Origin of the sequence: Micromonospora sp. NPDC049203 (assembly GCF_043197215.1) — a bacterium.
Taxonomy (GTDB): Bacteria; Actinomycetota; Actinomycetes; order Mycobacteriales; family Micromonosporaceae; genus Micromonospora.
The window spans coordinates 222,667-236,671 of record NZ_JBICSV010000004.1; the positions used below are offsets into that span (position 1 = coordinate 222,667).

The window sequence follows — 14,005 nt, forward strand, 5'->3', positions numbered from 1 at the left end:
GGATGCGTCAGGCCGGTCGGCGGCGGCGGACCGCGTACCCGAGCGCGCCGAGGGTGAGCACGCCGAACCCGGCGAGCACGCTCGGCAGCGGCAGGTTGACCGCCAGCACCAGGCAGCCGACCAGCCCCAGCGCGGCGAGCAGCCGGACCGGGACGCGCCCGTCCCGGTCGGGGCCGAGCGTCAGCGCCGACGCGTTCGTGATCGCGTAGTAGACCAGCACCGTGCAACTGGAGAAACCGATCGCGCCCCTGATGTCGCCCACGGCCACCACGGCGATCACCACTGCGGCCACCACCAACTCGGCGCGGTGCGGCACCCGGTGGCGCGGATGGACCGCCGCCAGCGCGCCCGGCAGATCCCGGTGGCGGGCCATCGCCAGCGTGGTGCGGCCGACGCCGGCCAGCAGGGACAGCAGCACGCCGGTCACCGCGACGGCGGCACCGGCCCGGACCAGCCAGGCGAGCCCGGGATGCCCGGCGGCGGTCACCACCTCGACCAGCGGCGCGTCGGTGGCGGCCAGCCGGTCGGCGCCGAGCACGCCGAGCGCGACCACTGCCAGCGTCAGGTAGATCGCCAGCACCGCGCCGAGCGCCAGCGGCACGGCGCGGGGGATGGTGCGTTCCGGGTCGCGTACCTCCTCGCCCAGCGTGGCGATCCGCGCGTAGCCGGCGAAGGCGAAGAACAACAGGCCGGCGGCGGTCAGCACGCCGCCCGCCCCGATCTCGGCGGGGGCGGTGAGCCGGTCGGCGGCGACCTGCGGAGCGCCGGTCACCGCCACCATGGCGAGCACCGTGAGCACGACAGCGACGAGCACCCGGGTGGCGGCGGCGGTCTTGCCGATGCCGCGCAGGTTCACCACCGTCACCGCCACCACCGCGAGGACCGCGACGAGCCGCGCCCGCCCGGGCCACAGGTACGCCCCGACGGTCAGCGCCATGGCCGCGCAGCTCGCCGTCTTGCCGACCACGAACCCCCAGCCGGCGAGGAAACCGGCGAACGGGTGCAGCCGTTCCCGGCCGTAGACGTAGGTGCCGCCGGACTCGGGGTAGCGGGCGGCGAGCCGGGCCGAGCTGGTGGCGTTGCAGTAGGCGATGAAGCCGGCGAGCGCCAGCGCGACGAGCAGGCCGGGGCCGCCGGCCGCCGCGGCGGCCGGGGCGAAGACCACGAAGATGCCCGCGCCGAGCATCGAGCCGAGACCGATGACCACCGCATCGGGTACGCCGAGTCGCCGTGCCAGCCGTTCCACACCGCGCAGCCTAGAGCGCTCAGGTGAACGGCGGGTGCCCGGTTCGGAGAATTGGCGAAAATCATTTGCATAATTAATCCGCCTTCGCCGGGTGGCCGCTGTCCGGCGACCTCGGTAGAGTCGTTTACGCAGGTCAGTGCGGATAGCGAGGCAATCCGCACGCACGTCTCTCGAATTCCTCTCACCGATTATCCATTGACGATGACCAGATTTTTCATGCGTCGATCGGGCAATGCTGCCCTCGAATCGGCTCCGGCAGTTTCGGGAACGTCAGATCCGCGAGCGCGGGAGGTACCGCACATGACGCTGTTCGGCTGGGACGCGAGCGACTACGACGTCGACCGGGGGTTGACGACCGACCGGATCCGGGAGGCCCGCGCCGCGGGCATCGACTTCATGACCTACAAGGGCACGGAACAGTCGCGCGACGGCACGTTCCACAGCCAGTACTACGGGGTGATGCTCACCGCCGCGAAGGACGCGGGAATCCCGTTCCTGGGCATGTACGTGGTGGTGCACTCCGACGTCTCCATCGACGACCAGGTCACCACGGCGATCGACTACGCCGACAAGCACACCCCCTGGTGGCGCGACTACGACAGGTTCTTCTGGCAGATCGACCTGGAGCGCTGGCCGACCGACGACGTGCCCCCGCACATCGGCGTCGACGTGGGCCACGAGTTGGAGGAGCGCACCGGCAAGGTGGCGGTGATGTACGCCTCGCGCGGCGAGTACGGCGACGACGACCTGGGCGACTTCCCGCGCTGGAACGCCGACTACCCGTACCGGGTGGCCGAGGACTTCAAGGCCGCGTACGCGCGGGCCGGCGGGGACTCCGGCCCGGGCTGGGCCCGGTACGGCAAGCCGGAGCAGACGCCGCGTATCTGGCAGTACACCGACTCGGCGATCATCGGCCGCCAGCACACCTGCGACGCGGACGCGTTCCGCGGCACCGCCGACGACTTCGCGAAGATGATCGGGGAGAAGACGTCCACGCCGGCGAAGCGGGACGTGATCGCCACCTTCACCAGTACCGCGCACGCGGGCGACACGCTCGACACCACCGACCGGTTCCACGCCATCCGCTGGGCGACCGGGCTTTACCACTGGACCGTGCCGGAGACCGGGCTGGTGAGCATCCAGGCGACAGTCGACCTGCGCGGGTTGCGGCGCGACGACCTGGTTCGGATCCGCGCCGAGTACACCAGGCCCGGGGACGGGGAGACCGACACCCCGCTGCTGCGGCAGGAACGGGTGTCTGTCGACCCGGACACGACGGGCGGGGTGTTCGTCGTGAGCACGCCCGACGAACGTGTCGAGCTGCCGAAGGGCACCCAGATCCGGATCCAGGTGGCGGTGCGGCCCGCCGACGACGACCACCGCCGCCGGCTCACCTACAGCACCAGGACCCGGATCAGCATCGTGGAGATCCGGACGGTGGGCTGAGCGCCGCGCCCGCCCGTCACCGCGTCGCCGCGGTGGCGGGCGGCGGCGCGGACCAGCCGACCGGGCGCCGCCAGTCGCCGAGCCGCCGGGGCAGCGGCAGGTCGTCCCAGGGCACCCGGTGCAGCAGGCGGTCCAGCAGCAGGCCGAGCAGCAGCCCGGCGATCGAGTCGGTCAGCCAGTGCCAGCCCAGGTAGACGGTGGTGCAGAAGACAACTGCCGGGGGCACCACCCGGACCACTGTGACCAGCCGGGGCGGCACGGTACGGCCGAGCGTGCGTACGAGCGGGGCCAGCAGCAGGGCCAGGACGCCGTACCAGACGATCGAGTTGGCGACGTGCCCGGACGGGTACGACTGCGCGAAACGCACCGGCAGGTCGTGCTGGAACAGCGGCAGCGTCTGCTCCGGCGACAGGAACGGCTCCTTGATCGAGGCGCTCGGCGCGGGCCGGGCCGTCCACACCTTCAGCGGGCCGATCGTGAAGAACGTGAGCACGAACCCGACCACCGGCGGCAGCAGCGGCCGTACCGAGCGCCGCCGCCACGCCAGCAGCACGCCCAGCCCGGCCGCGAGCAGCGTCAACGGGGTGCCCTGGCCGAGCAGGTTCAGCGTCATCGCCACCCAGCGGGCGGCGGTCGGACGGTTGTCGTCGGACCAGTCGGCCACCGCCCGGTCGAGGCCGAACAGGTGACCGGAGGCGAGCGCGACGGTCAGCGCCACCAGTGCCGCGAGCAGCAGCCCGTCGAACCACCACCCGGCCGGCCGGACCGGCCGCAGCCGCAGGCCACCGCGTACCCCCGAGGTCTGACGCACGCGACCACGCTACCGGCCGCCGACGGCGTCGCGGCGGCGCGGGCATCGGCGGCTGTGTGCCCAGCCACGAAGGGGAGCGCGGCGCGGGGGTCAGCGGTCACACTGGTTGCCGTGCGGATCACCTCGGCCCTCGTCGACCCGGCGCTGCTCGACCTCCCCTGGTCGACCCCGCTGGAGCAGTGGCCTGCCGAGCACCTGGTGGCGCTGCCCCAGGGCATCTCCCGGCACATCGTGCGGTTCGTCCGGCTCGGCGGGTACGTCTACGCGGTGAAGGAGACCGGCGAGCGGGTCGCCGAGCGCGAGTACGACCTGCTGCGGGCGCTGGAACGGATCGACTTCCCGTCGGTCGAGGCCATCGCGATCGTGGCCGACCGGCAGACCGACGACGGCGAGCCGCTGGACCCGGTGCTGATCACCCGGCACCTCCAGTTCTCGCTGCCCTACCGGGCGCTGTTCTCCAACACGCTGCGCCCGGAGACGATGAACCGGCTGCTGGACGCGCTGGCCGCGCTGATCGTGCGGATGCACCTGACCGGCTTCTTCTGGGGCGACTGCTCGCTGTCGAACACGCTGTTCCGGCGCGACGCGGGCGCGTTCGCCGCCTACCTGGTCGACGCCGAGACCGGGGCGCTGCACCCGTCGCTGTCGAACGGCCAGCGCGGCGAGGACCTGGAGATCGCCCGGGTCAACATCTTCGGCGAGGCGCTCGACCTCCAGGCCGCCGGCCTGCTGCACGAGTCGATCGACCCGGAGGTGGTCTGCGAGGAGGTCGTGCGGCGCTACGAGCGGCTCTGGCACGAGATCACCTACGAGCAGCAGGTCGAGCGCGCCGCCCGGCACGACATCGAGCGCCGCATCCGCCGGCTCAACGAGCTGGGCTTCGACGTGGCCGAGGTGGCGATGTCCACTGTCGACAACGGGCGCTACCTGGTGCGGCCGAAGGTGGTGGACGCCGGCTACCACACCCGGCGGCTGCTGCGCCTGACCGGCCTGGACGCGGAGGAGAACCAGGCCCGCAGGCTCCTCAACGACCTGGACGCCTACCGGCTGGAGAGCGACCTGACCGACGAGCAGCAGGCGGCGCACCGCTGGCTGACCGAGGTCTTCGAGCCGGTGGTCCGGGCCGTCCCCGCGCACCTGCGCAACAAGCTGGAGCCGCAGGAGCTGTTCGCCCAGATCATCGAGCACAAGTGGCTGCTCTCCGAGCAGGCCGGACGGGACGTCGGGATGCGCCGGGCGGTGCAGTCGTACCTGGCCGACGTGCTGGTGCACCGCCCGGACGAGCAGGCCGTGCTCGGCGTCGAGGTGCCCACCGTCTGACGGCCGGGCAGCTCACTCCACCCAGTCGCCGCCGCGCATCACCCGTACCACGTTCAGGTCGTCGTCCAGCTCCACCAGGTCGGCGCGCAGCCCCGCGCGCAGCGCGCCCACCCGGTCGCCCAGGCCGATCGCGCGGGCCGGGGTGGTGGCGACCATCCGGCAGGCGTCCGGCAGGCTCACGCCCGCGCCGACCGCGTGCCGCAGCGCCGCGTCCATGGTGAGCGTGCTGCCGGCGATCGCGCCGCCACGGCTGAGCCGGGCCACGCCGTCGGCCACCGTCACCGCCTGACCGCCCAGCTCGTACTCGCCGTCCGGCATCCCGGCGGCGGCCATCGCGTCGGTGATCAGCGCGGCCCGCTCCGGACCGGCCACCGAGGCGGCGAAGCCGAGCATCCCGTCGTGCAGGTGAACCCCGTCGGCGACCAGCTCGCACACCACGCTCGGGGCCTCCAGCAGCGCCACCACCGGACCGGGCTCGCGGTGGTGCACCGGGCGCATCCCGTTGAACAGGTGGGTGCCGACAGTCGCGCCGGCCGCCACCGCCGCCCGGGTCTGCTCCCAGGTGGCGTCGGTGTGCCCGACCGCCGCCACCACGCCGTGCGCCACCAGCAGCTCGATCGCCTTGGTGGCGCCGTCGCGCTCGGGGGCGATCGTGACCATGCGTACCGCGCCGCCACCCAGCTCGATCAGCTCGGTCAGCTCGGCGACCGACGGGTCACGCAGGAACTCCGGGTTCTGCGCGCCGCAGCGGTCGGCGGACAGGTACGGGCCCTCGAAGTGGACGCCGGCCAGCACGCCGGACTCCACCAGCGGGCGGTACGCGGCGGTGGCGTCGCGCATCAGCGCGAACGGGGAACTGACCAGGCTCGCCAGCAGCGTGGTGGTGCCGTGCCCGAGGTGGAACGCGGCGGCCTGCCGGGCCGACTCCGCGTCACCGGTGGTGAACGTGTGCCCGCCGCCGCCGTGGGTGTGCATGTCCACGAAGCCCGGCACGATCCAGTGGCCGTCGCGCGCCGACGGGTACTCGGCGACAGCTGTGATCCGCCCGTCCGCGATCTCCACGCAGCCCTGCCGGACGACGCCGGTCGGGGTCACCACCTTGCCGGTCACGCGCCGGGTCATCGACTCTCCTTCGCCAGGGTGTCCAGGGCCAGCAGGGCGGCGCCCAGGCAACCCGCCTCGTCCCCGAGACCGGCCGCGACCAGGCGCGGCTCGCGGTGGAACGTCAGCCGCTCGCGCAACGCCCGCCGCAGCGGGTCGAACAGCAGGGGACCGGCCTGGGCCAGACCGCCGCCGAGCACCACCGTCGACACATCGTAGAGCGCCTGCCCGGTGGCGAGTCCATCGGCGAGCGCCTCGACCGCCTCCTGCCACACCTCCACGGCGAGCGGTTCCCCGGCCGCGGACCGGTCGGCCACCTGAGCGGCGGTGGTGGGTGCGCCGGACAGCTCGGCGTACCGGCGCCCGATCGCCGAGGCCGACGACACCGCCTCCAGGCAGCCGGTCCGCCCGCAGCCGCAGCGCGGGCCGCCGGGGCGTACCAGGATGTGGCCGATCTCCCCGGCGGCGCCGTGCGCGCCGGTGGCGGCCGACCCGTCGACCACGTGGGCGGCGGCGATGCCGGTGCCGATCGCGACGAACAGCACGTGGCCGGCGTCCCGCCCGGCGCCGAGCCGCGCCTCCGCCAGGCCGCCCGCCCGCACGTCGTGGCCGAGCGCCGCCGGCAGTCCCAGCCGCGTGCGTGCCAGCTCCCGCAGGGGTACGTCCCGGAAGCCCACGTTCGCCGACCAGACCGCCACCCCGCGCGCCTCGTCGACCACTCCGGGTACGGCGATGCCGCAGGCCACCGGCGTGCGGCCGTCGGCGCGGGCCTTGCCGGCGAGCCCTTCGGCCACGTCGAGGATCGTGCCGGTCACCGCCTCCGGGCCGCGCTGCGCGCCGGTGGCGTGCCGTTCGGTGTGCACTGTCGTGCCGTCCGGCCGGACCAGGGCGCACTTCATCCCGGTGCCGCCCACGTCCAGCGCGACGACGACCTCGTCGCGGGCACTCACGCCAGGACCACGGACCGGGTCAGGTGACGCGGCGCGTCCGGGTCGAGGCCGCGGCTGGTGGCCAGCGCGACCGCGAACCGCTGGGCCAGGATCAGGTCGGCCATCGGATCGACCGGGTTGCGCCCCGCCGACCAGCTCGTCAGCACCGTGCGCCAGCCGTGCGTGCGGCTGTGCACGAACGCGGCGCCGGTGGCGGCCACGTCCTCGGGCAGCCCGTCCGGGATCTCGCCCAACGCCCAGACCAGCCGGCCGGGCGCGGCCACCGAGATCGGGCCGTGCCGGTAGTCCATGGCCGGGTACGCCTCGGCCCAGAACGTGGCCGCCTCGCGGCACTTCAGCGCGGCCTCCTGGGCCAGCCCGACGGTCCAGCCGCGACCGAGGAAGGTGACCTGCTCGATACCGGCCGGGTCGATCGGCAGCGGGGCGCGTACGGCGACCTCGGCGTCGGCGGCCAGGCGGCCCAGGTCCTCGCCGAGGTGGGCGCGCAGCAGCGCGAGCGCTGTGGTGGCGAAGCGGGTCTGCACCACCGCCCGCTCGTCGGCGAAGGGCAGCGCGACAGTGGCGTCGGCGAGCGCGACGGCGGCCGAGTCCGGGTCGCCGACCAGGACCGTGGTGGGGATCCGCCCGCGCAGCGCGGTGAGCAGGTCGAGGACCTCGGTGGTGGTGCCGGAGCGGGTGATCGCGATCAGCCGGTCGTAGTGGCGGCCGGCCGGGAACTCACTGGCCTGGAAGGCGTCGGTCTCGCCCTGGCCGGCGGCCTCGCGCAGCCCGGCGTACGCCATCGCCATGAACCACGACGTGCCGCAACCGACCACGGCGACCCGCTCGCCGGGGCGCGGCAGGTGCTCCGCGACGGTCGGGGCGAGTCGCGCCGCCTCCCGCCAGCAGTCGGGCTGGCTCGCGATCTCCGCGTGCACGTACGCCATGACAACTCCTCCCCAGGGGAGACCTTGCGCAATACGGCGCGATACGGCCGCCTTTCGCGCGTCATTCTGCGTGAAACCCTGTGGTCGTGGCAACCGTCTCCCAGTTCGCGCAGCGCAGGGTTTTGCGCGGACCCAGTTTCGCGCACTAGTGTGCACGCAACCGATCACCGTTCACGCACAGTCTGGGGAGGGCCCCGCGGTGGACCGCTACGCGCGCTGGAACGCGCTGCTGGAGATGCTGACCGACAGCGGCCGGGTCAGCGTCGAGGAGGCGGCCGGGCGGCTGGACGTCTCCCAGGCCACCATCCGGCGTGACTTCGACCAGCTCGCCCAGCAGCAGATGATCACACGGACCCGGGGTGGCGCGGTCGCCAACGGCGTCTCCTACGACCTGCCGCTGCGCTACAAGACCGCGAAGCACTCGGCCGAGAAGCAGCGGATCGGCGCGGCCGCCGCCGCGCTGGTGTCGCCGGGCACAGTGGTCGGCCTCAACGGCGGCACCACGAGCACCGAGGTGGCCCGGGCGCTGGCGGTCCGTCCGGATCTCAACACCAGCGCCGAGGGCGCCCAGCTCACAGTGGTGACGAACGCGCTGAACATCGCCAACGAGCTGCTGGTGCGTTCGCGGATGAAGGTGGTGGTGGCCGGCGGCGTGGTCCGGCCCAAGTCGTTCGAGCTGGTCGGCCCGCTCGGCGGGGCGCTGCTGCGCGAGGTCACGCTCGACGTCGCGCTGCTCGGCGTGGACGCGATCGACCCGCAGCTCGGCGCCGCCGCGCACCACGAGGGCGAGGCGGCCATGAACAGCCTCATGGTGGCCCGGGCCAAGCGGGTCGTGGTGATAGCCGACTCCTCGAAGCTGGGCGGGCACGCGTTCGCGCGGATCTGCTCGGTGGACCGGGTGGAGACGCTGGTGACCGACTCGGGCGCGTCCCCGGAGGTGGTGGCGGCGTTCCGCGACGCGGGCGTGCACGTCGTCTGCGCCTGACCTCCCCCGACACGCCGACACTGCATACCGGGTATTGCCATCGCGTGCATACCGCGTATGGTGTCGCTGACGCCTACTTATCGGGGGAGGTCAGCTGTGTCGGCTGTCCTGGAGATCGAAGGTCTCCGTAAGACGTACCGGAGCCGGAAGCGCGGGGTACGCCACGCGCTCGACGGCTTCGACATGCGAGTGGAAGCCGGCCAGGTGCACGGCTTCCTCGGTCCGAACGGTTCGGGCAAGACCACCACGCTGCGTACGCTGCTCGGCCTGATCAAGCCGAACGGCGGCCGGATGGCCATTCTCGGCCAGGAGCTGCCGCACGCGCTGCCTGCGGTCGCCGGCCAGGTCGGCGCCATCGTGGAGAGCCCGCAGTTCTTCCCGCACTTCACCGCGCGGGACACCCTGGGCCTGCTCGCCCAGGCCGGCGAGCTGCCCAAGCAGCGCGTCGACGAGGTGCTGGAACTGGTCGGGCTGCGCGACCGGGCCGGCGAGCGGGTCAAGACCTACTCGCTCGGCATGAAGCAGCGCCTGGCGGTCGCCTCCGCGCTGCTCAAGAACCCCAAGCTGCTGATCCTCGACGAGCCGGCCAACGGCCTCGACCCGGGCGGCATCCGGGAGATGCGCGGGCTGATGCGGGAGCTGTCCGAGGCCGGGATGACAGTGGTGCTCTCCAGCCACATCCTCGGCGAGATCCAGCTCATCTGCGACTCGGTCACCATCATCTCGCTCGGCCGCCGGGTCGCGTTCGGGCCGGTCGAGGAGGTGCTCGCGGCCCATTCCCAGGGCTCCGTGCGGGTCCGCCTGGAGGCGGTCGGCGACCTGCCGCAGGCCGCCGACGCGCTCAGCCGTGCCGGGGTCCGCGTGGCCGCCGAGCCGGACCACCTGATGCTGTCCGGCGTGGACAAGCCGGCCACCGTCAGCCGGCTCCTCGCCGAGCAGGGCCTCTACGTCAGCGAGCTCACCCCGGTCGCTGTCGACCTGGAGAGCGTCTTCCTCGAACTGACCGCCACCGCGCCGGTTCCCGGCCAGCACCGTCAGGTCGATCAGTCCGCCAAGGTCGACCAGACCGGCACCGCAGGAGGTTGGGGCGCATGAGCCTGTTCGTCACCGAGCTGCGCCGGCTCGGCAAGCGCCGGGTCACCCGGCTGATGCTCGTGCTGCTGGTGCTCGGGCTGGCCACCGTCGCGACCGCGTTCAGCTTCTCCAGCGAGAAGCTCTCGCCCGTCGTGGTGGCCGAGGCCGAGGCCAAGGCGACCAACGACTACCAGTCCGCGCTGACGGAATGGAAGCGCACCATCGCGGAGTGCGAGGCGGCCCAGGCGCGCGGCGAGAAGACCGAGGAACGGTACGGCCCGAACTGCGGCAAGGACTACCAGCCGCAGCCCGACATGTTCGAGGCGAAGTGGTACCTGCCGTACCAGTTCGACTTCCGGGCCGAGTTCCCCCTGTTCATCGCCGTGTTCGCCGCCTCCGTGGCGCTGTTCGGCTTCATCGTCGGCGCCTCCTTCGTGGGCGCCGAGTGGAACACCGGCGGGATGATGAACCTGCTGCTCTGGCGGCCGAAACGGCTCACCGTGCTGGGCACCAAGCTGGCGGCCCTGCTCACCACAGTGTTCGGCCTGACGGTGGTGCTCGGCGCCCTGTGGACGGCGGCGTTCTGGCTGATCGCCAGCCAGCGCGGCAGCACCGCGAAGATGACCTCCGGAGTGTGGCAGTCGATCGGGCTGGACGGGCTGCGGGCGCTGGGGATGACGCTGCTCGTGGCGGCGGTCGGGTTCGCGCTGGCCTCGCTCGGCCGGCACACGGCGATGGCGCTGGGCGCGGCGGTGGGCATCTTCGCGGTGAGCGAGATCGGCATCCGGATCGCGGTGGCGGTGCTCGGGGTCCAGTTCGGGGACCGGTACGTGCTGTCCACGTACGCCCAGTCGTGGTTCCTGAAGCAGGCGGAGCTGTTCGACTACGACACCTGCCAGTTCTCCCAGGGCTCCTGCGAGCCGGCGACGTACCTGGTCACCTGGCAGCAGTCGGCGGTGGTGTTCGGCGTGGCGCTGGTGGGCGCGCTCGTGGCCGCGTTCTGGACGATGCGGCGGCGGGACATCGCCTGACCTGGTCCGCGCCGCCGGCTCCGGCCGGCGGCGCGGGCCCCGCGTCCGATGCGGCCGGGGGCGGCCCTGGTTACGCTGGGGCTCCCCCGGCCGGCGCGTTCCGCGTGCCGGTCACCCGCCGTCGGAGAGGAGCGCCATGTCCGCCGACGCACCGCAGCGGGCCGCCGTCGACCGGTCCGGCCCGGCAGCGGGTACGCGCCACGCGGGCGGGACCGTTCCGCCGCCGCGCACCGCTCCTCCCGTCGAGTCCACGGCACCGCCGGAGCCGGACGCGCCGTCGGAGTCCGCGCGACCGGCCGAGCCCGGGTCGTCGCCCGTCGAGTCCGCCGCGCCGGTCGAGCCGGATGCGGCAGACGCGACCGACGCGGTCGCCACGCCGACCGGCCTCACCGAGCGGGAGCAGCGGATCCTCGCCTTCGAGGCGCAGTGGTGGAAGCACGCCGGCGCCAAGGAACAGGCCATCCGGGACACGTTCGGGCTCTCCGCGACCCGCTACTACCAGCTGCTGAACGCCCTGCTCGACCAGCCGGCCGCGCTCGCCGCCGAGCCGGTGCTGGTCGGCCGGCTGCGCCGGCTGCGGTCGTCGCGCGCCCGTAACCGGCGACGCTGACCGGGCTCACTTCTCGTATGTGCGCAGCCCGTTGCCGATGGCGAAGAACGTCGGCGCCCACTCGCCGATGAAGATGCCCCAGCGGTCCGCCCGCGCCACCCCGGCGCGCTCCATGTGCTTGGAAAGGAACCAGCTCGTGACCGAGAGGCCGATGCTGACGAATCCGGCGAGGTAGGCGTGCTCCGCCCGGATGCCACCCTCGTGCAGCCGCTCCAACATCTCGTACCCCCTGTCACCGCCACCGACCCGTCGCGTTCGACGCTACCGAAGGTCTGGCGTCGATGACGCACAGTTACCTCGATCGGGTCGGCGGCGGATGACCGGGCGCGGTCCGGGTAGGCGGCCGGCGACGACGGACGGAGGGCGACGATGGGGGCACCAGACCGGCAGTACGCGATCGGCGGCGGACCGGCCCGCCCGGCCGGGGAGGCACCGGTGATGCGTGTGCGTTCCGCCTCCGACCCGGCGCCGGGCCGCGCGGAGAACGAGGACGTGGTCTTCCGGTTCGGCCCGCTCGTCGGCGTCCTCGACGGGGCCACGGTGCCCGAGGGCTTCGACACCGGCTGCGTACACGGTCCCGCCTGGTTCGTCCGGCACCTGGCCGCCCGGATCGGCCTGGCGATCGCGGCCCGCCCCGCCGCCACGCTGGTGAGCAGCCTCGCGGCGGCGATCCTCGCGGTCCGGGCCGACCACGGCGGCGCGTGCGACCTCGACCATCCCGGCACCCCGTCGTCCACCGTCTGCCTGCTGAGGGAAAGCGGCGACCGGGTCGACTACCTGGTGCTCTGCGACAGCCCGTTGGTGCTCGACACCGACCGCGGGATCGAGGTGGTCACCGACGACCGGCTGGCGGCCGCGGTGACGGACCTGCGCCGTACCGCCGCCGCGCTGCCCGACGGCGAGACCGATCCGGCGACCCGGTTCCGGCGCGCGACGACAGTGCAGCGGACCCGGATGAACCGCACCCACGGCTACTGGGCGGCGGCGACCGACCCGGACGCGGCGTACCACGCGCTGACCGGGACGCTTCCGCTGCGCGGGCCGGGGGCGCTGCGCCGGGCCGCGCTGCTCAGCGACGGCGTGTCCTGCGTGGTCGACCAGTTCGGCCTCCTCGACTGGGCCGGGCTGCTGGAGGTGCTCACCCGGGAGGGCCCGGAAGGGCTGATCGACCGGGTCCGCGCGGCCGAGCGGGAGCACCCGGACCGGTTGCGACGGCACAAGCGCACCGACGACGCCTCGGCCGTGCTCTGCGAGTTCGATCCCCGCCCGTGACCACGCTCACCCCGGAACGACCGGTCGGATGACAACGCAGCGTGAGGTGGGAACACCCCGGGGGTACGACCGGACGAGGCGTTCGGCCATAGCGGCAATCCCTCTCCAAAGCGGTGGACGACTCGGACAGCGGGCGGCAGACTTCGCGACGTGACGGGTGCGGTACGGCTGGAGCCAGTGGACGAACGGAACCTGGAACCGTTGCTCTCCGTAGCGGCGGCTGAGGCGGAACCGGAGGACGTCATGCCTCCGGTGGACGCCCCGGCGGGCTGGTCGCTGGCCCGCCGCGACGCGTTCCGCGAGTTCCACCGCGCCAGCCTCGGCGGACTGAACGGCCCCACCGGCACGGTCATGTACGCGATCGTCTCCGGCGGCGAGGTGGTCGGCATGGTGCGGATGACGCGCCGGGACGAGCCGGGAACCGTGGAGACCGGCATGTGGCTCGGCCGGTCGGCGCGCGGCCGGGGCCTGGGCGTCGCCGCGCTGCGCCAGTTGCTGCACGCCGCCGCCGCGGCCGGGATGCACACAGTGGTAGCGGACACCACCCCGGACAACGCGGGTGCGATCTCGGTGCTGCGTAAGTGCGGCGCGGAACTGCGCGAGGAAGACGGGAAACTCCGCGCTCGGATGTCCCTGGACTCCGCCCTGCCGATCCGCTGAATCCCCGCATCCGGTCCTTCCGCCCGGCACCGCCTCGGTGGGCGGCCCGCGCTCGTGCGGAGACGTTTCTCCGACGGGCTGACGGGTAGCCCGCGTCTCCGGGCCCGCGACTTCCCGGGGAGCGCGAAGGAGAGCGGATGAGAAGCGGAGCACGGGTGGCGTTCGCCGTCGGGTTCGGCTACCTGCTGGGTCGCCGGAAGAAGATGCGTACCGCGTTGACGCTCGCCGCGGCGGTCGCCGCCGGGCGGGCCAGCCGGCACCCCGGGGGCCTGAAGCAGCTCGGCGCGGACCTGATGGCCGCGAGCCCGCAGTTGCGCAGCCTCGGTGGGCTGGGCCCGCCGCTGGTGGCCGCCGGGCGGGCGGCCGCGACCGCCGCCGCCGGCAACGGCATCGACGCCATCGGCGGACGGCTGCGCGGGGGCGCCGACGCGTTGCGCCGCAGGACCGGCACCGCCCGCCCGGCCGCCGAGCGCTCCGCGCCGGGGAAGGAGCGTTCCGCGCCCGATGAGGAGCCGGAGCTGGACGACCAGCCGGACGAGCCGGTGCCGGCCCCTGCCGAACGGGGGCGGTGAG

The 14,005-nt window shown here is 73.5% G+C and carries 15 protein-coding genes; 9 read left to right on the forward strand and 6 right to left on the reverse strand.

Features of this window, described 5'->3' with window-relative positions; translation table 11 throughout:
- Window positions 1-7: 7 nt before the first annotated feature.
- On the reverse strand, window positions 8-1,246 hold the full coding sequence (locus ACGFIA_RS13470) for an APC family permease (protein ID WP_357468936.1): 1,239 nt from the start codon (window positions 1,244-1,246) through the stop codon (window positions 8-10).
- Window positions 1,247-1,546: 300 nt separating this feature from the next.
- On the opposite strand from ACGFIA_RS13470, the gene ACGFIA_RS13475 reads away from it, so the two are divergent.
- On the forward strand, window positions 1,547-2,692 hold the full coding sequence (locus tag ACGFIA_RS13475; protein WP_357479428.1) for a hypothetical protein: 1,146 nt from the start codon (window positions 1,547-1,549) through the stop codon (window positions 2,690-2,692).
- A 16-nt stretch (window positions 2,693-2,708) separates the two neighbouring features.
- Here ACGFIA_RS13475 and ACGFIA_RS13480 read toward each other — a convergent pair whose 3' ends face one another.
- On the reverse strand, window positions 2,709-3,503 hold the full coding sequence (locus ACGFIA_RS13480) for a phosphatase PAP2 family protein (protein WP_357479431.1): 795 nt from the start codon (window positions 3,501-3,503) through the stop codon (window positions 2,709-2,711).
- A 111-nt stretch (window positions 3,504-3,614) separates the two neighbouring features.
- Between ACGFIA_RS13480 and ACGFIA_RS13485 the strand changes: the two genes are divergently transcribed.
- Entirely contained in the window at window positions 3,615-4,823 is a 1,209-nt protein-coding gene (locus ACGFIA_RS13485; protein WP_357479434.1) for a DUF4032 domain-containing protein, read from the forward strand.
- A 12-nt stretch (window positions 4,824-4,835) separates the two neighbouring features.
- Here the strand turns inward: ACGFIA_RS13485 and nagA are convergent, their stop codons facing one another.
- The 3 genes from nagA to ACGFIA_RS13500 are packed head-to-tail and all read right to left on the reverse strand — an operon-like array spanning window position 4,836 to window position 7,800.
- Window positions 4,836-5,945 carry an N-acetylglucosamine-6-phosphate deacetylase gene (gene nagA / locus ACGFIA_RS13490; RefSeq protein WP_357389897.1) on the reverse strand — a complete coding sequence of 370 codons (1,110 nt, stop codon included), beginning with the start codon at window positions 5,943-5,945 and terminating at the stop codon, window positions 4,836-4,838.
- Window positions 5,942-6,874, reverse strand: coding sequence for an ROK family protein (locus ACGFIA_RS13495; protein ID WP_357389895.1), 933 nt, complete (start codon window positions 6,872-6,874; stop codon window positions 5,942-5,944). Before ACGFIA_RS13495 ends, nagA begins: the two co-directional genes overlap by 4 nt.
- Window positions 6,871-7,800, reverse strand: coding sequence for a sugar isomerase (locus tag ACGFIA_RS13500; RefSeq protein WP_357389894.1), 930 nt, complete (start codon window positions 7,798-7,800; stop codon window positions 6,871-6,873). The genes ACGFIA_RS13495 and ACGFIA_RS13500 overlap by 4 nt, the downstream gene beginning before the upstream one ends.
- Before the next feature lie 199 nt (window positions 7,801-7,999).
- Between ACGFIA_RS13500 and ACGFIA_RS13505 the strand changes: the two genes are divergently transcribed.
- The 4 genes from ACGFIA_RS13505 (at window position 8,000) to ACGFIA_RS13520 (ending at window position 11,500) form a co-directional block, all read left to right on the forward strand.
- A complete protein-coding gene (locus ACGFIA_RS13505) occupies window positions 8,000-8,785 on the forward strand; it encodes a DeoR/GlpR family DNA-binding transcription regulator (protein ID WP_357389893.1) in 786 nt (261 codons plus the stop codon).
- Between the two features lie 96 nt (window positions 8,786-8,881).
- Complete coding sequence (locus ACGFIA_RS13510; protein ID WP_357389891.1) at window positions 8,882-9,880, forward strand: ATP-binding cassette domain-containing protein; 999 nt, start codon at window positions 8,882-8,884, stop codon at window positions 9,878-9,880.
- Window positions 9,877-10,890 carry an ABC transporter permease subunit gene (locus ACGFIA_RS13515; protein ID WP_357389889.1) on the forward strand — a complete coding sequence of 338 codons (1,014 nt, stop codon included), beginning with the start codon at window positions 9,877-9,879 and terminating at the stop codon, window positions 10,888-10,890. Before ACGFIA_RS13510 ends, ACGFIA_RS13515 begins: the two co-directional genes overlap by 4 nt.
- Before the next feature lie 136 nt (window positions 10,891-11,026).
- Window positions 11,027-11,500 carry a DUF3263 domain-containing protein gene (locus tag ACGFIA_RS13520; RefSeq protein WP_357389887.1) on the forward strand — a complete coding sequence of 158 codons (474 nt, stop codon included), beginning with the start codon at window positions 11,027-11,029 and terminating at the stop codon, window positions 11,498-11,500.
- A 6-nt stretch (window positions 11,501-11,506) separates the two neighbouring features.
- On the opposite strand, the gene ACGFIA_RS13525 is transcribed toward ACGFIA_RS13520, so the two are convergent.
- Window positions 11,507-11,719, reverse strand: coding sequence for a hypothetical protein (locus ACGFIA_RS13525; RefSeq protein ID WP_013288875.1), 213 nt, complete (start codon window positions 11,717-11,719; stop codon window positions 11,507-11,509).
- Window positions 11,720-11,869: 150 nt separating this feature from the next.
- Between ACGFIA_RS13525 and ACGFIA_RS13530 the strand changes: the two genes are divergently transcribed.
- The 3 genes from ACGFIA_RS13530 to ACGFIA_RS13540 all read left to right on the forward strand — a co-directional run bounded on the left by ACGFIA_RS13530 (window position 11,870) and on the right by ACGFIA_RS13540 (window position 14,004).
- Window positions 11,870-12,772, forward strand: a complete 903-nt coding sequence (locus ACGFIA_RS13530) for a hypothetical protein (RefSeq protein WP_357389883.1) — start codon at window positions 11,870-11,872, stop codon at window positions 12,770-12,772.
- A gap of 150 nt (window positions 12,773-12,922) precedes the next feature.
- Entirely contained in the window at window positions 12,923-13,432 is a 510-nt protein-coding gene (locus tag ACGFIA_RS13535; protein WP_357389881.1) for a GNAT family N-acetyltransferase, read from the forward strand.
- Window positions 13,433-13,569: 137 nt separating this feature from the next.
- Window positions 13,570-14,004: a hypothetical protein gene (locus ACGFIA_RS13540; RefSeq protein WP_357389879.1), complete on the forward strand. Its 435-nt coding sequence runs from the start codon at window positions 13,570-13,572 to the stop codon at window positions 14,002-14,004.
- The last annotated feature ends 1 nt before the right edge of the window (window position 14,005 follow it).